Annotated in this window: 16 protein-coding genes; 6 read left to right on the top strand and 10 right to left on the bottom strand. The window is 72.9% G+C overall.

Annotated elements, in window-relative coordinates; translation table 11 throughout:
* Nucleotides 1-57: 57 nt before the first annotated feature.
* Nucleotides 58-1,593: a flotillin family protein gene (locus tag ACAX67_RS01550; protein WP_370702056.1), complete on the bottom strand. Its 1,536-nt coding sequence runs from the start codon at nt 1,591-1,593 to the stop codon at nt 58-60.
* 26 nt (nt 1,594-1,619) lie between these two features.
* Nucleotides 1,620-2,135 (bottom strand): NfeD C-terminal domain-containing protein, encoded by a 516-nt coding sequence (locus ACAX67_RS01545; RefSeq protein WP_370702055.1) that lies wholly within the window; start codon nt 2,133-2,135, stop codon nt 1,620-1,622.
* 106 nt (nt 2,136-2,241) lie between these two features.
* Between ACAX67_RS01545 and ACAX67_RS01540 the strand changes: the two genes are divergently transcribed.
* Entirely contained in the window at nt 2,242-2,847 is a 606-nt protein-coding gene (locus ACAX67_RS01540) for a TMEM175 family protein (protein WP_370702054.1), read from the top strand.
* 13 nt (nt 2,848-2,860) lie between these two features.
* Here ACAX67_RS01540 and ACAX67_RS01535 read toward each other — a convergent pair whose 3' ends face one another.
* The 4 genes from ACAX67_RS01535 to ACAX67_RS01520 form a co-directional block, all read right to left on the bottom strand.
* Nucleotides 2,861-3,445: a TIGR03086 family metal-binding protein gene (locus ACAX67_RS01535; RefSeq protein ID WP_370702053.1), complete on the bottom strand. Its 585-nt coding sequence runs from the start codon at nt 3,443-3,445 to the stop codon at nt 2,861-2,863.
* A gap of 4 nt (nt 3,446-3,449) precedes the next feature.
* Complete coding sequence (locus tag ACAX67_RS01530; RefSeq protein ID WP_370702052.1) at nt 3,450-4,448, bottom strand: sigma-70 family RNA polymerase sigma factor; 999 nt, start codon at nt 4,446-4,448, stop codon at nt 3,450-3,452.
* 151 nt (nt 4,449-4,599) lie between these two features.
* Complete coding sequence (locus ACAX67_RS01525; protein ID WP_370702051.1) at nt 4,600-6,177, bottom strand: glycerol-3-phosphate dehydrogenase/oxidase; 1,578 nt, start codon at nt 6,175-6,177, stop codon at nt 4,600-4,602.
* Nucleotides 6,174-6,788 (bottom strand): TetR/AcrR family transcriptional regulator, encoded by a 615-nt coding sequence (locus ACAX67_RS01520; RefSeq protein ID WP_370702050.1) that lies wholly within the window; start codon nt 6,786-6,788, stop codon nt 6,174-6,176. Before ACAX67_RS01520 ends, ACAX67_RS01525 begins: the two co-directional genes overlap by 4 nt.
* Before the next feature lie 50 nt (nt 6,789-6,838).
* On the opposite strand from ACAX67_RS01520, the gene ACAX67_RS01515 reads away from it, so the two are divergent.
* Both ACAX67_RS01515 and ACAX67_RS01510 read left to right on the top strand, forming a co-directional pair.
* The gene (locus ACAX67_RS01515; protein WP_370702049.1) at nt 6,839-8,434 is read left to right on the top strand and encodes an FAD-binding oxidoreductase; all 1,596 of its coding nucleotides are present in this window, start codon (nt 6,839-6,841) and stop codon (nt 8,432-8,434) included.
* Nucleotides 8,431-9,390, top strand: a complete 960-nt coding sequence (locus ACAX67_RS01510) for a diacylglycerol/lipid kinase family protein (protein ID WP_370702048.1) — start codon at nt 8,431-8,433, stop codon at nt 9,388-9,390. Before ACAX67_RS01515 ends, ACAX67_RS01510 begins: the two co-directional genes overlap by 4 nt.
* Before the next feature lie 6 nt (nt 9,391-9,396).
* On the opposite strand, the gene ACAX67_RS01505 is transcribed toward ACAX67_RS01510, so the two are convergent.
* Nucleotides 9,397-10,089, bottom strand: coding sequence for a pirin family protein (locus ACAX67_RS01505; protein WP_370702047.1), 693 nt, complete (start codon nt 10,087-10,089; stop codon nt 9,397-9,399).
* Between the two features lie 17 nt (nt 10,090-10,106).
* Between ACAX67_RS01505 and ACAX67_RS01500 the strand changes: the two genes are divergently transcribed.
* Complete coding sequence (locus tag ACAX67_RS01500; protein WP_370702046.1) at nt 10,107-11,456, top strand: GH1 family beta-glucosidase; 1,350 nt, start codon at nt 10,107-10,109, stop codon at nt 11,454-11,456.
* Nucleotides 11,457-11,495: 39 nt separating this feature from the next.
* Here the strand turns inward: ACAX67_RS01500 and ACAX67_RS01495 are convergent, their stop codons facing one another.
* Genes ACAX67_RS01495 through ACAX67_RS01485 form a run of 3 tightly spaced genes read right to left on the bottom strand, consistent with a single transcriptional unit; the run spans nt 11,496 to nt 15,228 of the window.
* Nucleotides 11,496-12,641, bottom strand: a complete 1,146-nt coding sequence (locus tag ACAX67_RS01495) for a MalY/PatB family protein (RefSeq protein WP_370702045.1) — start codon at nt 12,639-12,641, stop codon at nt 11,496-11,498.
* Between the two features lie 38 nt (nt 12,642-12,679).
* Nucleotides 12,680-14,698, bottom strand: coding sequence for an FAD-dependent oxidoreductase (locus tag ACAX67_RS01490; protein ID WP_370702044.1), 2,019 nt, complete (start codon nt 14,696-14,698; stop codon nt 12,680-12,682).
* A complete protein-coding gene (locus ACAX67_RS01485; protein ID WP_370702043.1) occupies nt 14,695-15,228 on the bottom strand; it encodes a PadR family transcriptional regulator in 534 nt (177 codons plus the stop codon). The genes ACAX67_RS01490 and ACAX67_RS01485 overlap by 4 nt, the downstream gene beginning before the upstream one ends.
* A 172-nt stretch (nt 15,229-15,400) precedes the next feature.
* On the opposite strand from ACAX67_RS01485, the gene ACAX67_RS01480 reads away from it, so the two are divergent.
* Complete coding sequence (locus tag ACAX67_RS01480) at nt 15,401-16,279, top strand: ABC transporter substrate-binding protein (protein WP_370702042.1); 879 nt, start codon at nt 15,401-15,403, stop codon at nt 16,277-16,279.
* Nucleotides 16,276-17,139: an amino acid ABC transporter permease gene (locus tag ACAX67_RS01475; protein WP_370702041.1), complete on the top strand. Its 864-nt coding sequence runs from the start codon at nt 16,276-16,278 to the stop codon at nt 17,137-17,139. The genes ACAX67_RS01480 and ACAX67_RS01475 overlap by 4 nt, the downstream gene beginning before the upstream one ends.
* Nucleotides 17,140-17,143: the final 4 nt, after the last annotated feature.

Raw genomic sequence — 17,143 nt, 5'->3', positions numbered from 1 at the left:
CGCCGCGTGCACCGGTGGGGCGCCACGCGGTCGCCCACCCGCTGACCCTCCCGACGGTCAGGAGCCCTCGGAGTCCTCGGCGGTGCCGGGGACGACCGTGGGGTTCGGCGAGGCGGCCGGGTCGGCCTTGTCGATCGCCTTGTGCAGGAGCGCCTCGAGGTCGAGGCCGGTGGTGGACTTCAACATCTCCAGGGTCTGCGCGACGTTCTGCACGACCTGCTTGGGCATCGCGCCGGCACCGTCGGTGGAGAGCACGGTGAGCTGGTCGATCGAGGCGATCGGGGCGGCGACCTCCTTGGCGATCTGGGGCAGCACCTCGATGAGCATCTGCAGCACCGCGGCCTCGTTGTAGTGCGCGAACGCCGCGGCGCGCTTGTCCATCGCCGCCGCCTCGGCCTGGCCGACCGCGAGGGTCGCCGAGGCCTGTGCGTCACCCTCGGCCTGGGTCGCCTCGGCCTCCGCGACACGGCGGGCCTTCTCGGCCTCACCGCGCTTGGCGCCCTCGATCGCCTCGGCCTCCGCGAGCGCCGTACGGCGGGACTTCTCGGCCTCACCGGAGAGCCGGGCCCGTTCGGCGTCGGCCTCGGCGGCGGCGATGGTGGCGGCCTTCTTGGCCTCGGCCGCCGCGATCTCGGCCGAGCGGCGGGCGTTGGCCTCCTGCTCGACGCGGTAGCGCTCGGCGTCGGCCGGCTTGCGGACCTGCGTCTCGAGCTGCCGCTCGGTGAGCGCGGCCTGGCGTACGGCGACCTTCTCCTGCTCGGTGAAGATCGCCTGGTCGCGCTCGGCCTGGGCCAGGGGGCCGGAGGCCGCAGCCTGCGCTGCGGCAGCGTCGGTCTCGGCCTTGATCTCGGCCTGCTTCAGCGCGAGCGTCCGCTGTGCGATCGCGATCTCCTGCTCGGCCGCGATGCGGGCCTGCTCGGCGGCCTGCCGTGCGTTGGCCTCGGCGATCGACGCGGCCTGGCTGATGCGCGCGGCCTCCGGGCGACCGAGGTCGGAGAGGTAGGTGCCGTCGTCGGTGACGTCCTGGATCTGGAAGGTGTCGAGGATCAGGCCCTGGCCGGTGAGCGACGCCTCGGACTCGTCGGCCACGCGCTGCGCGAAGGCCGCCCGGTCGCGGATGATCTGCTCGACGGTGAGGCCGCCGACGATCGAGCGGAGCGCACCGGCGAGCACCTCTTGGGTGAAGGGCTCGATGTCGGCCTGCTGGGTGAGGAAGCGCTGGCCCGCAAGACGGATCTGGTCGGCGTTGCCGCCCACCTTGACGATCGCCACGCCGTCGAGGTTGAGCTTGATGCCCTGTCCCGACACGGCGCCGCTGATGTGCACCGAGATCCGCCGGCTCGACAGGTCCATCGTCGCCAGCTTCTGGATGAACGGCACCACGAAGACGCCGCCGCCGAGCACGACCTTCTGGCCGGACAGGTCGGTGGTGAGCTCGCCGGTCTCGGGGTTGATGACCGCCTTGCCCTTGCGGCCGGTGACGAGGAACGCCTGGTTCGGTCCGGCCACCTTGTAGCGGCTGGTGACGAGCAGGACGAGCAGCACGATGAGGACGACGACGCCGATGACCGGCCCCGCGACAGCGAATGACATTGACCTGTTCCCTTTTCCTGGAGGTGTTAGGACGGTGTCCAGACCGGGGCCACGGTGACCGCGGTGGGGGACAGGACTCCGGTGATGCTGACCTCGGTGCCCGAGGGGATCGCCAGCACGGCGATGGCGTTGCACTGCAGCACGTGGCCGCCGACGCTGATCCGGACGACGCCGTAGCCGTCGCCGCCGGGGATGTCGGTCAGCACCCGGCCGACGCGACCGACGGTGTGTCCGATGGAGACGGTGCCGTCGCTCGGCCCGTCCTTGATGAGTCGCGTCAGCCACCAGGCGAACCAGCCCACCGCGACGCCGCTCGCGCCGCCGACGAGCACCGCCGGCAGCGTCGGCAGCCCGGCACCGTCGGCAGCGGCGGCGCCGAACCCGAACGCGGACACGAAGCCGCCGAGGACGGCCGTCGAGAACACGTCGGACTCGAGGATGTTGAACGCGCCGCCGAACGCGCCCTCGAGGAGGTCGCCGACGACGACCGACAGGGCGATCAGTGCGAGGCCTGCGAAGCCCAGCACCAGGAAGAGCGTCATTTTTCTCCGTCGGACGGTGGAAGACGGATCGTATCCCGGCCGAGGGCGGGCAGAACCGCCCGGCGGTCTGGCGCACCGACCCGACCGTTCCGACAGAATGCCGGGCATGACGACGAGCCGGCTCGAGGCTTTCAGCGATGGCGTGCTCGCCATCATCATCACGATCATGGTGCTGGAGCTGAAGGTGCCGGAGGAGCCCACCCTCCGCGCCCTCTGGGACGAGACGGGCACGGGGCTGCTCACCTACCTGCTGAGCTTCGTCTACATCGGCATCTACTGGAACAACCACCACCACATGTTCCAGATCGTCAGGCGCGTCGACGGCGCGGTCCTCTGGGCCAACCTGACGTTGCTGCTCTCCCTCTCGCTCTACCCCTTCACCACGGCGTGGATGGACGACGCCATCAACGAGTACGGCTGGGACGAGCACACCCCGGTCGTCGTCTACGGCGTCAACCTGCTCTTCGCCGCCCTCGCCTACTACGTGCTCCAGCTCGCCGTCTTCCGCGCCGAGGGCGGTGACTCGCAGCTGCGCGAGGCACTCGGCTCCGACCTCAAGGGCAAGCTCTCGCCGGTGCTCTACGTGCTCGGCATCGTGGCCGCGGCCTTCCTGCACCCGGCTGTCGGCATCGTCTTCTTCGTCGCCGTGGCGATCATCTGGCTGGTCCCCGACCGGCGCCTCGAGCAGTACGTCGTCGAGCACCAGGCCTGAGCCGCCCCGGGGCTCAGCGCCGCGGGAGTGAGCGGCGGCCGAGGAGGGCGAGCAGCCGGCGTTCGGGACCGGCGTCGGCCGGCACCGGTACGGCGGGACCGAACTCCCCGTCGTGCTCGATCGCCAGCGCGAGCGCGGTCGGCAGCAGGTCGCGGGCGAAGGCCTCGGGTAGCGGCAGTCCGGCGTCCGTCGTACGCCCGACGTCCCAGCCGTGCACCGCGATCTCCAGTGCGGCCAGGCGGGTGATCGTGCCGACCGCCATCGGCTGCCCCCCGACCTCCACGACGTCGGTGGTGGCCGCGGACCACGCCCCCAGCAGGCCGCACGCCTTGGTCTGCAACGCGGTGATGCGCTCGTCGAGGGGTGCGGGGGCGGCGCTGTGAAGGCCGATCGTGCCGAGCGCGCCCTCGGCGAAGGCGTCGAGGGAGTCCTCCATGTGGGCGAGGAGGTCGCCGAGGCGCCACCGATCGCACGGCGTCGGGAGGCAGAGGTGGGCAGGGGTGACGGTGGCGAGCGTGCTCCGGGTGTAGGCGAGCGCGCGCTCGAGCAGCGCGACCCCCGGGTCCGCGGCGGCTGCCGGACCGGGGAGGGCGGACATCGGGTCAGCCGATCGCGGCGGGCTGCCAGTCGGCGGGCAGTCGTTCGGGAAGGCCGAAGCGGCGGAAGTGCTCGACACCGAAGAACGCCGTGACATGGCGGACCCGTTCGCCGCTGAGGTCGAGGACCTGCATGTGGAACGGCTCGAAGTGGCCCTCGGGCTGGCGCATGTAGAGGCCGAACGCCGGCTGGCCGTTGGCCACCGTGGGCAGCATCGGCATGTCGTGGGTGCCGCCGGGGCACTGGCTCGCGATGAGGTCGCCGATGTTCTTCGCGCCCTTGTAGTGGTTGAGGAAGGGCGGCATGTCCCACGTGGCGTCGTACTGCAGGAGCTGGACGATCCGGTCGACGTCCTTGGCCCAGAACGCCGCGAGGTAGGCGTCGAGCAGCCGTCGCTGCGACTCGTCGAGGTCGGCCTGGACGGTGTCCGGCGTCAACGCCCGCTCGTCGAGCTGGGCGTGCGCGCGCTGGAGTGCGGAGTTGACCGCGGCCGTCGTGGTGTCGAGCGCCGTCGCGGTCTCGGCGGCCGACCACCGCAGCACGTCGCGGAGGATGAGCACGGCCCGCTGCCGCGCCGGCAGGTGCTGGAGCGCGGCGACGAACGCCAACCGGATCGTGTCGCGCTCGGCGACCTCGACGGCGGCGTCGGGGATCGGCTCCAGCCACGGGATGTCGGCGTCGGACTCGAGCGCGTCGCCGGCCACGGAGTCGGCGGTGCCGAGGCCGGCGGGAAGCGGCCGTCGCGGGCGGCCCTCGAGGTTGGTCAGGCAGACGTTGGTCGCGATCTTGTAGAGCCAGGTGCGCACCGAGCTGCGGCCCTGGAAGCTCGCCGACGCCTTCCACGCGCGCAGGAACGTCTCCTGCACCAGGTCCTCGGCCTCGTGCACCGACCCGCTCATCCGGTAGCAGTGCGCCATCAGCTCGCGCTGGTAGCGGCCCGTCAGGGTGTCGAAGTCCGCGAGCTCGTCGCCGATCGCCTGCTCGCCCGTCAGTTGCTCGGTCACCGTCGTTCCCATCGCCTGCCCCCGAAGATGTTGTGAGTCTGCCTGATGGTTGGACTCGGGTCGACGGGAAAACTCATCGGCGGCGTCGTCAGGAATCCCCGGTCGACCGGGGATTCCCTCACTTATCGGGGTTTGCAAACCCCGACAAGTGTCAGTTTCCCCGGTCGACCGGGGATTCCTGAACCAGCGCCAGCGCCCGCTCCGCGGCGGGTACGGCGAGGGGGCGGTCGGCGGGGACCAGCCCGACGCGCGTACGGCGGTCGAGCAGGTCGTCGACGTCGGCGGCACCTTCGTGGGTGACGCCGAAGACGAGCTCGGCGAGCGTGACCGGGACGGTGGGGTGGATCGGGGCGAGGAGCTCGTCGTCGGGGAGTCCGGTGGTCTCGCGCGCGGAGTCGAGGACGATGGTGGCGTCGGTGCCGAAGCGTCGTACCAACCGGGCGTGGCCCGGGGAGGGCGCGCGCTGGGCCAGCTCGGCCAGCTCGACCCGCGGCGCGGCGCCGGCCAGGGGCAGGGTCGCGGTGACGCAGGGACCTGCGCTCAGGCCGGCGTGGGCGACCGCGGCGTCGACGGCGTCCTGCGCCATCCGGCGGTACGTCGTCAGCTTGCCGCCGACGATCGTGACCACGCCCTCGGGGCCGGTGAGCACGGCGTGCTTGCGGGAGAGGTCCGCGGTGCTGGACGTCCCGTCCTCGGGGCCCCCGGTGTCGAGGAGCGGACGCAGCCCCGCGTAGGCGCCCACCACGTCGCTGTGCCGCAGCGGTCGCGAGAAGGAGGCGGCGACGACGTCGAGCAGGAAGCCGATCTCGACCTCGGTCGGCTCGGCCACGTCGGGCACGGGGCCGTCGGCGGGCTCGTCGGTGAGGCCGACGTAGAGCTGGCCGTCCGGCTGCGGGAGCACGAGCACGTAGCGGTTGCGCTCGCCCGGGATCGGCGCGAACACGGCGACGTCGAGTCCGGGCAGGGTGTCGCCGCGGAGCACCAGGTGGGTGCCGCGCGAGGGCCGCAGCCGCACGTCCGCCGCCACGTCGCCCGCCCAGACGCCGGCGGCATTGATCACCGTGCGGGTCCGCACGGCGCGGGTCGCCCCGGTGAGCTCGTCGCGGAGGGTGACCGAGGTGCCGGTCGCGGAGAGCACCCGCGCGTGCGTGTGCACGGCCGCCCCGCGCTGCGCGGCGGTGCGGGCGATGGTGGTGACCAGCCGGGCGTCGTCCTCGAGCTGGCCGTCCCAGCCGAGGATCGCGCCGCGCAGGCCGTCGGCGCGCAGGGTCGGGGCGAGGCGCCGGGTCTCCGCGGCAGTCAGGCGGCGCGGCTTGGGCAGGGTGTCGGCGCTGGTGCCGGCGGCGCGGCGCAGCAGGTCGCCCCCGAACAGGCCGGCGCGGGTCAGCGCGCCCATCGGGCGGGTCACGCCCGCGGCCAGTGGCACGATCGTCGGCAGCGGGCGGGTCAGGTGCGGCGCAGTGGTCTCCATCAGGAGACCGCGCTCGACGGCGCTCTCGTGGGCGATGCCGACCTGGCCGCTCGCCAGGTAGCGGAGACCGCCGTGCACGAGCTTGGAGGAGAACCGGGAGGTCCCCCACGCGAGGTCGAACGCGTCGACCGCCAGCACGCTGAGACCGCGGCTGGCCGCGTCGAGGGCGACGCCCGCGCCGGTCACGCCGAGCCCGACGACGACGACGTCGACGGCGTCCGGGGCGCCGGCCAGTCCGGGGGTGATGCGCGAGGTCATGGCGCCAGGGTCCTTTCGATCAGGAGCTTCAGCTCCGCGTCGAGGGCGTCGACGGGAAGGTCGTCGTCGGCCATCGTGTGGGCGGACAGCACGAACCCATGAGCAGCGAGTACGACGGCCCGCGCGATCGCCCTCGGGTCCCCGTCGCGCACGGTGCCGGCCGCCTGGCCGGCCTCGACGACCGCCACGAGGAGGCCGAGGATCAGCTCCTGGGAGCGGCCGCGACGGGCCAGGAGGTAGGGGAGGATCAGCTCGGGGTCGAGCTCCACGATCCGCACGAAGAGCTCGTTGTCGCGCAGCACCGCGACCGCGCGGAGCACGCCGTCGGCGATGTCGGCAGGCGCGGGGCCGGCCGGGTCGTCGTACCCACCGGTCGGCTGGGCCGTCGTGACCAGCTCGCCCCACTCGCGCGTCATCAGGTCGCCGAGCAGCTGCTGCATGTCCGACCAGGTGCGGTAGATCGTCATCCGGGAGACCCCCGCGCGACGGGCGACCTCGGTGAGGGTGGTCCGCCGCCAGCCGACGTCGAGGATGCATGCCCGGGCGGCGTCCAGGTAGTCGTCGTGCTGGACCCGGTTCCGTTCGGTGGTTGCGGCGACGCGTTCGCTCATTGGAGGCTCCTGCTTGTGACACTGTGACGTGATGTGTCACAATGTAACACATGAACGAGAGCACCCCCACCCAGCTCCAGCCCGAGATGCCGCCGACGCGGTGGGGCGACCCGGCCCACGCGGCCCCGCTTCCCGAGGGGGTCCGCGACCTCGTCGGGCTGGTGTTCTCGCTCGGCGACACCCCCGCCCGGGAGGACGTCCAGGTCCCCGCCTCGCACCTCGCTCCCGAGCTGGTCGACCTGCTCCGCGCGGCGATCGGCGACGACCACGTCGTCCTCGACGACGCGACCCGGCGACTCCGCACCCGCGGCAAGTCGACCCCCGACCTGCTCCGGCAGCGCAGCGGCGACCTGGCCGACGCCCCCGACGTGGTCGTGCGCCCCGGCAGCCACGACGACGTGCAGGCGATCCTCGACATCGCCCAGGAGCACCGGATCGCCGTCGTCCCCTTCGGGGGCGGCACGGCGGTCACCGGCGGCCTGGTCGCCCAGCGCGACGGCTTCGCGGGGATCGTCTCGCTCGACCTCGGCCGGATGCGCAGCCTGCTCGCGCTCGACCCGGTGTCGTCGACCGCGACCCTCGGCCCCGGCCTGCGCGGCCCCGAGGCCGAGGCGCTCCTCGCCGAGCACGGCCTGATGCTCGGCCACTTCCCGCAGAGCTTCGAGTTCGCGACGATCGGCGGATTCGCTGCCACCCGGTCGAGCGGGCAGTCCAGCGCCGGCTACGGCCGGTTCGACGCGATGGTGGTCGGCCTGCGCGCCGCCACCCCGAAGGGCGAGGTCCGGCTCGGCGGCACCTCGCCGTCCAACGCGTCCGGCCCCGACCTGCGCGAGCTGTTCCTCGGCTCCGAGGGTGCCTTCGGCGTCATCACGGAGGTCACCGTGCGGGTGCGGCCGCTGCCCGAGGTGAAGGAGTACGAGGGCTGGCAGTGGCCGTCGTTCGAGGCCGGTGCCGCGGCGATGCGCGCGCTCGCACAGGGCGACCTGCTGCCGACGGTGCTCCGCCTCTCCGACGAGAACGAGACCGCCATCAACCTGGCGCGTCCGGACGCGATCGGCGGCGAAGGCGCGGGCGGCTGCCTCATGATCACCGGCTACGAGGGCACGCCGTCCGCGACAGCCGCCAAGAAGGCGGCGGTGACGGAGGCGCTCGCCGCGCTCGGCGGCACCCCGCTGGGCACGGAGCCGGGCGAGGCCTGGGCGGCGGGACGGTTCGACGCTCCCTACCTCCGCGACGCGCTGCTCGACGTCGGCGTGCTCGTCGAGACGCTCGAGACGGTGACCTTCTGGTCGAACCGCGATCGGCTCTACGGCGCGGTGAAGGCGGCGCTCGAGGGCGCGCTCGGCGAGGGCACGATGGTGCTCTGCCACATCTCGCACGTCTACGCGACCGGCTGCTCGCTCTACTTCACCATCGCGGCCGCGGGCGGCGACCAGCCGCTCGAGCGGTGGCTGGAGGCGAAGCGCGCGGCCAACGACGCGATCGTCGCGAGCGGTGCCTCGATCACCCACCACCACGCGGTCGGCACCGACCACAAGGGCTGGCTGACGCCGGAGATCGGCGACGTCGGCGTGGACATCCTCCGCGCCGTCAAGCGCGAGCTCGACCCTGCGGGGATCCTCAACCCGGGTGTGCTGATCCCGTGACCGCGGCCGAAGCGCGAGGCCGCGGGCAGCACCGCGCGTTCACGTTCCTGGTCAACCCCAACTCGGGCGGGGGTGCGGCGCCGAAGGTCGTCGTGCCGCTCGCCCGGCGCCTGCGGGAGGCCGGAGCCGACGTCGAGGTCAGCTACACGAGCTCGCCGGCCGTCGTACCCGACCTGGTGCGGGTGGCCGTCGCGGCAGACCGGGTCGTCGTCTCCGTCGGTGGCGACGGGATGCTCTCGTCGGTCGCCGGCGCGGTGGTCGACGCGGGCGGTGAGCTCGCGGTGGTCCCCGCGGGCCGCGGCAACGACTTCGCCCGGATGCTCGAGGTGCCGGCCGACGAGGCGGCCCAGGCCGCACTCCTCCTCGACGGCGTGCCGACCCCGGTGGACCTGCTCTCGGTGACCCAGTCGGGGCGCTCCCCGTTGATGGTGGCCGGTTCGGTGTACGCCGGCGTGGACGCCCGCGTCGCCCAGATCGTCGACCGCTCCCACTGGCTGCCCAAGGCGCTGCAGTATCCGCTCGCGTCGGTCCGCGGCCTGGCCACCTACCGTCCGCTCGACATCACCGTCGCCGTCGAGGGGGCCGACGGCGTCGTCCGGTCCGAGCACCGTGCCGCCAACGTCGTCATCGCCAACTCCCGCTTCTACGGCAAGGGCATGGCGATCGCACCGGACGCCTCGGTCACCGACGGCGAGCTCGACGTGGTCGTCATCGAGGCCGCTGGGCGGCTCGACCTGATCCGCTCGCTGCCCAAGGTGTACGACGGCCGGCACGTCGCGCTCGACGAGGTCAGTGTGCGGCGGGGGACCCGGGTGACGGTCACCGGCAGCTACAGCGGCACCGGCGCGCCGGTCCCCGTGGGTGCGGACGGCGAGGCGCTGGGCGACCTGCCCGCCGCCGGCTCGGACCCGCTGGTGGTCGAGCTGCGCCCTGGTGCGATCAAGATCCTGCGCTGACCGCGACTAGGCGAAGGTCCACACGAGCAGCTCGGTGTCCACGGCCGCGGTGACCTCGCGGTCCGGCTCCTCGGTGAGGCAGTAGGCGTCGCCGGCCTGGAGCGGCTCGGCGAGCGAGGAGCGGAGCAGCGCGCCCGAGGCGACGTAGGCGTGCAGCCGGGGACGGGCCGGGAGCACGAGCGACTCCCCGGGCGCGAGCCGCGCGACGGCGTACCCCGCGCCCGCGACGCCGAGGGGCAGGTCGGTGTCCTCGCCCGCGACGGGCACCAGCCCGGCGCCGGGGGTCGCGGCCGCCGAGGAGCCGCGGGCATAGGCTGGTGGAGCACCCACCACGTCCGGCCGCAGCCACACCTGCACGAACCGCGCGGCACTCTCGGGAGAGGCCATCTCGCTGTGCTCCACGCCTGCACCGGCCGTCAGCACCGCCACCTCGCCGGGGGCCAGCGCGCCCGAGGTGCCGAGCGAGTCCGCGTGCTCCAGCGAGCCGGACACGACGGTCGTGACGATCTCCAGGTCGGCGTGCGGATGGGTGTCGAAACCGCGGCCCGACCCGAGAAGGTGGTCGTCGTGGCACACCATCGGGCCGAACGACGACCACGCCGGGTCGTAGTGCGGGCCGAAGGAGAAGGCGTGCTGGGTGCGCCGCCCCTGCTCCTGCTCGACGAACCGGCTCGAACTCCTGCGGATCTCCACGCTCACACTGCAGGATTGTGCACGTGACCGCGGGGGATCACGGGCCCAGGCTGCCCGCAAGCTTCCGCTTCGGCGTGGGCACCTCCGCCTACCAGGTCGAGGGAGCCGTCGGAGAGGGCGGTCGCGGGCCGAGCATCTGGGACACCTTCGCGGCCGAGCCGGGCCGCATCGCCGACGGCAGCGACGCGACCACCACGGCCGACCACTACCACCGCGTCGACGAGGACGTCGCCCTCCTGCGCGACCTCGGCGTCGGCGGCTACCGGTTCTCGATCGCGTGGCCGCGCATCTTCCCCACGGGGAGCGGCACGCCCAACCCGGAGGGCCTCGACCACTACGACCGTCTCGTCGACCGGCTGCTCGCGGCGGGCGTGCAGCCGATGGCGACGCTCTACCACTGGGACCTCCCGCAGGCCCTCGAGCACGACGGCGGCTGGCTCAACCGTGGCACGGTCGACCGGTTCGCCGACTACGCCACCGTGGTCGCGGAGCGCCTGGCCGACCGGGTCGAGCACTGGGTGCCGGTCAACGAGCCGAGCGTGGTGACCACGTTCGGCTATGCGACGGGGGAGCACGCCCCGGGCCGCCGGCTGCTCCTCGACGCGACCCCCGCGGCGCACCACCTGCTGCTGGCGCACGGTCGCGCGGCGATGGCGCTGCGCGCGGCGGGGGCGACGAGCGTCGGGTGCGCCAACAACCACGCGCCGGTGTGGCCGGCCTCGGAGGACGACGCCGACGTCGGCGCCTCCAAGCTCTTCGACGCGTTCTGGAACGGGATGTACCTCGAGCCGATGCTGCTCGGTCGCTACCCGGCCGACCTGCAGCTGCTGCTCGACGGCTTCGTCCACGACGGCGACCTCGCGACGATCCGCCAGCCCCTCGACTTCTACGGCGTCAACTACTACACACCGATCCGGATCGGCGTGACCGACGAGACCGCGCCGATCCCGTTCGAGTTCCGCGAGGTCGTCGGCCACGCGGTCACCGACGTGGGGTGGTCGGTCGTGCCCGACGCGCTGCGCGAGTGGCTGATCATGTTCCGCGCGCGGCTGCGCGCCGCCGTACCGCCGATCTTCGTGACGGCCTCGGGCTGCGCCTACGACGTCGCGCCCGACGCCGGCGGCCGGGTCGACGACCAGGCGCGGATCGACTACCACGCCGCCCACCTCAAGGCCGTCGAGGAGGCGATCCGGATGGGCGTCGACGTGCGCGGCTACTACGCGTGGTCGCTGCTGGACGACTTCGCGTGGACGCTCGGGCAGCAGCGGTTCGGCCTCGTGCACGTCGACCGGACGACCCAGGCGCGCACGAGGAAGCGGTCGTTCGAGTGGTACGCCGACCTCATCGCCGCCACCCGCGCCGGCAACGACTGACCGACCGACCGTTGGTCGAGGACGTCGCCCGGGCGACCGTCACGCGACCAGGACCTTCGCCATCCGCCGCACGATCTCGGTGAGGCGGTCGGGACTGGTCGCGATGTTGAGGCGCGCGTGGCCGGGCAGGCCCTCCTGGTAGTCGTGACCGGCCGAGAGCCGCACCCGGCCCCGCTCGAGCACCACCTCGGCCGGGTCGTCGTGGCCGTAGGCGCGCAGGTCGAGCCAGGCGAGGTAGGTCGCCTCGAGCGGCCGCATCCGCGCGTCGGGGAGGTGCTCGGCGAGCAGGCCGACGAGCAGGTCGCGCTGCTCGGACAGGCGCACGCGCAGGGCGCCGAGCCACTCGTCGCACTCGGTGTAGGCGGCGACGCCGGCGACGACGCCGAGCGGTGACCACGAGTCGTTGCGCGCCATCGGCACGTCGCGCAGCGCCCGGTTGGCAGCGGGGTCGGTGGCGACGAGCTGCGCGCACTTCAGGCCCTGCACGTTGAACGCCTTCGACGCCGCGACCACCGCGACGGCGTGGTCGGCGGTGCCGTCGAGCGACAGGTAGGGCACGTGCGGCGGCGCGCCCTCGAGCACCAGCGGCGCATGGATCTCGTCGGAGACGACGCGTGCGCCGTGGCGGAGCACGACGTCACGGATGCCCTCGAGCTCTGCGGTCGTGAACACCCGGCCCCACGGGTTGTGCGGCTGGGTGAGGAGCAGGGTGCGGGCGCCGTCGGCGAAGAGCCGGTCGAGCCGGTCGAGGTCGATCTCGGCGCGCTCGGCGTCGGGGTCGACGACCAGGTCGACGCGCTCCCGGCCGGTGATCGACGCGATCGACAGCTGGGGCGGGTAGCCGGGGATCGGCATCACGACCGGCCCCGGCTCCGACAGCACGTCGAGCGCGAGCCGCACACCGGCGGTCACGTCCGACGTCGGGATCACGTGGGCCGGCTCGAGGCGGTGGCCGTACTGCCGCGCGGCGAAGCCGGCGTACGCCTCGCCCAGCTCGCCGCCCTCGTCGAACGGCGGGTAGCCCGTGAGCCCCCGCGCGACCGCGTCGGCGAGCGCGGCCGCGATCGGCGGCGCCCACGCGTAGTCGCTCTCGGCGACCCAGGCGGGCAGCACGTCCTCGTCGACCAGTCCCCACTTGCAGGGCAGGGCGTAGCGGAGCTCCTCGTCGGTGCGGTCCACGATCACGCGATCCACCCTAGGCGAGCGCCCGAAGGGCGACAGGGCTACAGAGCGGCCGCGACCTCGGTGCCCTGACGGATCGCGCGCTTGGCGTCGAGCTCGGCGGCGACGTCGGCGCCGCCGATGATCGTGCGGCCGGGGCCGGCGAGGTCGCGCACCGACTCCTGGCCGGCGCACAGCACGACGTGGTCGACCTCGACCACCTCGGCCAGCCCGTCGACGGTGAGGTGCAGCCGCAACCGGTCGCCGGAGGCGGTGGGCTCGATGCGGTCGTACGACGCCCCGCTGATCTGGCGCACCTCGGACTGCTTGAGCACGGCGCGGTGCGCCCAGCCCGAGGTCTTGCCGAGCCCGACCCCGATGGGCGTGGTCTTGCGCTGGATGAGGGTGACCTCGCGCTGCGGGGCCCGCGGCTTGGGCTCGGCGAGACCGCCGCGGTGCAGGCTCGGGTCGCCGACCCCCCAGTGCGCCATCCACTCCTCCGGCGTCTCGCCCGGGTCGTGGGTCAGCCAGACCGCGACGTCGACCCCGATGCCGCCCGCGCCGATGACGGCCACCTGGCGGCCGGGCACGACCTCGCCGGAGAGCACCTGGTCGTAGCGCAGCACGCGCTCGTGGTCGACGCCGGGGATGGCGGGGATGCGGGGCCTCACGCCGGAGGCGAGCACCACGTCGTCGTACGACGCCAGGTCGGCCGCCGTGGCCTCGGTGCCGAGCCGCACGTCGACCCCCAGCACCTCGAGGCGGCGCCGGTAGTAGCGGAGCGTGTCGCGGAAGTCCTCCTTGCCGGGGACCTCCATGGCGAGCCGGAACTGGCCGCCGAGGTCCGGGGACTTCTCGAAGAGCGTCACCGCGAGGCCGCGCTCGGCGGCGGAGACGGCGGCCGACAGCCCGGCAGGTCCGGCACCCACGACCGCGACGGAGCGCTTCACCCGGGTCGGGGCGAGCACGAGCGTCGTCTCGCGGCCGGCGCGCGGGTTGACCAGGCAGGAGGCCTTCTGGTTCTTGAACACGTGGTCGAGGCAGGCCTGGTTGCAGGCGATGCAGGTGTTGATCTCGTCGGCGCGCGCCTCGGCGGCCTTGGTGACGAACTCCGGGTCGGCGAGCAGCGGGCGGGCCATCGAGACCAGGTCGGCCTTGCCCTCGGCCAGGATGCCCTCGGCGATCTCGGGGGTGTTGATCCGGTTGGAGGCGCACACCGGCACGGACACCTCGGCCTTGAGCCGGGCGGTCAGGTCGATCCACGCGCCGCGCGGGACCTGGGTGATGATCGTGGGCACCCGCGCCTCGTGCCACCCGATGCCCGTGTTGAGCACGGTGACGCCGACGTCCTCCAGCCGGTGGGCGAGCTCGACGGTCTCCTCCCAGGTCTGACCGTCCTCGACGAGGTCGATCAGCGAGAGCCGGTAGACGATCGGGAAGTCGCCGCCGACGAGCTGACGGGCCCGGCGCACGATCTCGACCGGGAAGCGCATCCGCTTCTCCGCCGTACCGCCCCAGGCGTCGGTGCGGTCGTTGGTGCGCGCCGCCAGGAACTGGTTGATCAGGTAGCCCTCCGAGCCCATCACCTCGACGGCGTCGTAGCCGGCCTTCTGCGCGAGCACGACGGAGCGGGCGAAGTCGTCGACGGTGCGGTCGACGTCCTTGGTGGAGAGCCGGGTCGGGCGGAACGGGGTGATGGGCGACTTCCGGCTCGACGCGGAGACGTTGAGCGGGGAGTAGCCGTAGCGGCCGGCGTGCAGCACCTGCAGCGCGATCGCGCCCCCCTCGGCGTGCACCGCGTCGGTGACCTGGAGGTGCCGGGCGGCCTGCATCCGGGTGGACATCTGCGAGCCGAACGGCTTGAGCCAGCCACGCACGTTGGGCGAGAAGCCGCCGGTGATGATGAGGCCCACACCGCCGCGGGCGCGCTCGGCGTAGAACGCCGCCAGCTTCGGCAGGTCCCAGCGGTGGTCGTCGAGACCGGTGTGCATCGAGCCCATGACCACGCGGTTGCGCAGGGTGAGCGAGCCGAGCGAGATCGGCTCGAGCAGGTGCGGGTACGGCGTCGTCGTGGTGGTCATGCGTGTGCCTCCAGGTATTCGGTGAGCCACGCGATCCAGGTCTCCTCCATGAGGATCCCGCCGCGCAGCACGAGGTACTGGTCGAGCTCGAGGCCGGCCAGGCCGCTCGTGCCGTCGGGATAGTCGCGCTTCATCAGCTGTCGGTAGTGGTCCAGCCGGGCGTGGTGGTCGACGACCCGGCCGCGTACGACGTCGAGCACCGCCGCGCGGTCGCCGAACGAGGCCCCGCGGAGCTTCACGGCGAGGTCGCTGCGCAGCGGCGTGTCGGGCGTCGGCTCCGCGAGCCAGTCCGCGAGGGCGACCGCGCCCAGGGGAGTGACGTCGTAGACCTTCTTGTCGGGTCGGCCCTGCTGGGCAACGGTCTCCACACGCACCCAGCCGTCGGTCTCCATCCGGCCGAGCACGCGGTAGATCTGCTGGTGGGTCGCGCTCCAGAAGAACCCGATCGACCGGCCGAACCGCTTGGCCAGCTCGAGCCCGGACGCCGGTTGCTCGCGCAGGGCGACGAGGAGCGCGTGCTCGAGGGCCATGCGAGGAGTGTGTCCTGCCTATGCAACGAGTTGCAAGACCTCGTGTCGCACGTCACCCCGACCAGCTCGCGACGGCCGGCTCGGCGCGCCCGGCCGCGGCGGTGCGCAGCGCCGATCGGACGAACTGCCGGCACCGCTGCCACGGGCCGCCCGAGCGCCCTACGATCGCGCCATGCGCCCGCACCGCCATCCCCGCACCGCCGCCGCCCTCACCGCCGCCGCGCTCGCCCTCGCCGTCGCCGCCTGCGCTCCCGAGGAGGAGGCCAAGGACCGCACCGGCGAGGTCGCCGACGCCGCCGACTGCGCGACCGCCGACCTTCCCCTCAAGCAGTCGGGAGTGCTGACGGTCGGCACCGACTCGCCCGCCTACGAGCCGTGGTTCTCCGGCAACGACCCCAGCAACGGCAAGGGGTTCGAGTCGGCCGTCGCCTACGCGGTGGCCGACGAGCTCGGGTTCTCGAAGGACCAGGTGAAGTGGATCAAGGTCGGCTTCAACGGGCTCTTCAAGCCGGCCGGCACCGACTTCGACTTCGACATCAACCAGATCTCGATCACCCCGAAGCGCGACGAGGTCGTGGACTTCTCCGAGGGCTACTACGCCGCCTCGCAGGCCGTGATCGCGCTCAAGGGCAGCCCGGCCGCCGACGCGACCAGCCTCGACGACCTCAAGGGACTCAAGCTCGGCGCCCAGACCGGCACCACCTCGCTCACCGCGATCCGCGACGTCATCCAGCCCGACGACGACCCCGCCGTCCTCGAGGACACCAACATCGCCAAGCAGGAGCTGGAGAACGGCCAGCTCGACGCGATCGTCGCCGACCTCCCGACCGCCTTCTACATCACTGCGGTCGAGATCCCCGACGGCCAGCTCGTGGGCCAGTTCCAGGTCGAGGGCGGTCAGACCGAGGAGTTCGGGATGCTCTTCGAGCAGGGCAACAAGCTGCTGCCGTGCGTCAACCGCGCCCTCGAGACCCTCAAGAGCGACGGCACGCTCGACGACCTCGAGCAGCAGTGGCTGTCCGACACGGTCGACGTGCCCGTGCTGAAGTGACGGTCCGCGAGGACCGCGGCTGGTCGCCGAGCCCTCGGGAGCTCCAGCGGCGCCGGACCCGCGCACTGCTCGCGCGCCGCCGCGTGCTGGTGGCCACGGTCGCGACCGTCGTCGTGATCGGCGGACTGGCGGCCGTCGTGCTCCTGTCGCCGGGGTGGCCGCGCGTGCACGCGCTGTTCTTCTCCTGGGACGACGCGCGCGACGCGCTGCCCGACCTGGTCAAGGGCTTCTGGATCAACGTCAAGATGTTCCTGGTCGCCGAGCCGCTGATCCTCGTGCTGGGCCTGGCGATCGCGCTCGTGCGGCAGGCTCGGTCGCCGTACCTCGTGCCGCTGCGCGGCCTCGCCGTCGTCTACACCGACGTCGTCCGCGGCGTCCCGACCCTGCTGCTCGTCTTCCTCTTCGGCCTCGGCGTGCCGGCCCTCAAGCTCGCCGGGCTGCCCAAGGACCCGTTCGTGTGGGCGACGGCCGCGTTGGTCATCTCCTACTCGGCCTACGTCGCGGAGGTGTTCCGTGCCGGCATCGAGTCGGTGCACCCCTCGCAGGTGCTGAGCGCCGAGGCGCTCGCGCTGTCGCGGGTCCAGACGATGCGCCACGTCGTCGTGCCCCAGGCCGTGCGCCGGGTGGTGCCGCCGCTCCTCAACGACTTCGTCTCGCTCCAGAAGGACACCGCGCTCGTGGCGTCGCTCTCGATCTTCGACGTGCTCTTCACCGCTCGCGACTACGCGAACTACAACTACAACTACGCGCCGCTCGTCGTCGCGGCGGTCTTCTTCGTCGCGATGACGATCCCGTTGGCCCGTCTGTGCGACTGGCTCGCCGTCCGGCTCGCCCGGCGCGAACGGGCAGGTGCCCTGTGAGCGC

Source organism: Nocardioides candidus, from assembly GCF_041321175.1.
GTDB lineage: Bacteria > Actinomycetota > Actinomycetes > Propionibacteriales > Nocardioidaceae > Nocardioides.
The sequence above is the reverse complement of the archived record's forward strand: the minus strand, read 5'-3'. Positions and strand labels throughout refer to the sequence as shown.

Coding starts and splice junctions, on each gene's coding strand:
- ACAX67_RS01540 (WP_370702054.1), top strand. CDS start 2,242: ATGACGACGAGCCGGCTCGAGGCTTTCAGCGATGGCGTGCTCGCCATC.
- ACAX67_RS01520 (WP_370702050.1), bottom strand. CDS start 6,788: ATGAGCGAACGCGTCGCCGCAACCACCGAACGGAACCGGGTCCAGCAC.
- ACAX67_RS01515 (WP_370702049.1), top strand. CDS start 6,839: ATGAACGAGAGCACCCCCACCCAGCTCCAGCCCGAGATGCCGCCGACG.
- ACAX67_RS01480 (WP_370702042.1), top strand. CDS start 15,401: ATGCGCCCGCACCGCCATCCCCGCACCGCCGCCGCCCTCACCGCCGCC.
- ACAX67_RS01550 (WP_370702056.1), bottom strand. CDS start 1,593: ATGTCATTCGCTGTCGCGGGGCCGGTCATCGGCGTCGTCGTCCTCATC.
- ACAX67_RS01545 (WP_370702055.1), bottom strand. CDS start 2,135: ATGACGCTCTTCCTGGTGCTGGGCTTCGCAGGCCTCGCACTGATCGCC.
- ACAX67_RS01490 (WP_370702044.1), bottom strand. CDS start 14,698: ATGACCACCACGACGACGCCGTACCCGCACCTGCTCGAGCCGATCTCG.
- ACAX67_RS01485 (WP_370702043.1), bottom strand. CDS start 15,228: ATGGCCCTCGAGCACGCGCTCCTCGTCGCCCTGCGCGAGCAACCGGCG.
- ACAX67_RS01535 (WP_370702053.1), bottom strand. CDS start 3,445: ATGTCCGCCCTCCCCGGTCCGGCAGCCGCCGCGGACCCGGGGGTCGCG.
- ACAX67_RS01525 (WP_370702051.1), bottom strand. CDS start 6,177: ATGACCTCGCGCATCACCCCCGGACTGGCCGGCGCCCCGGACGCCGTC.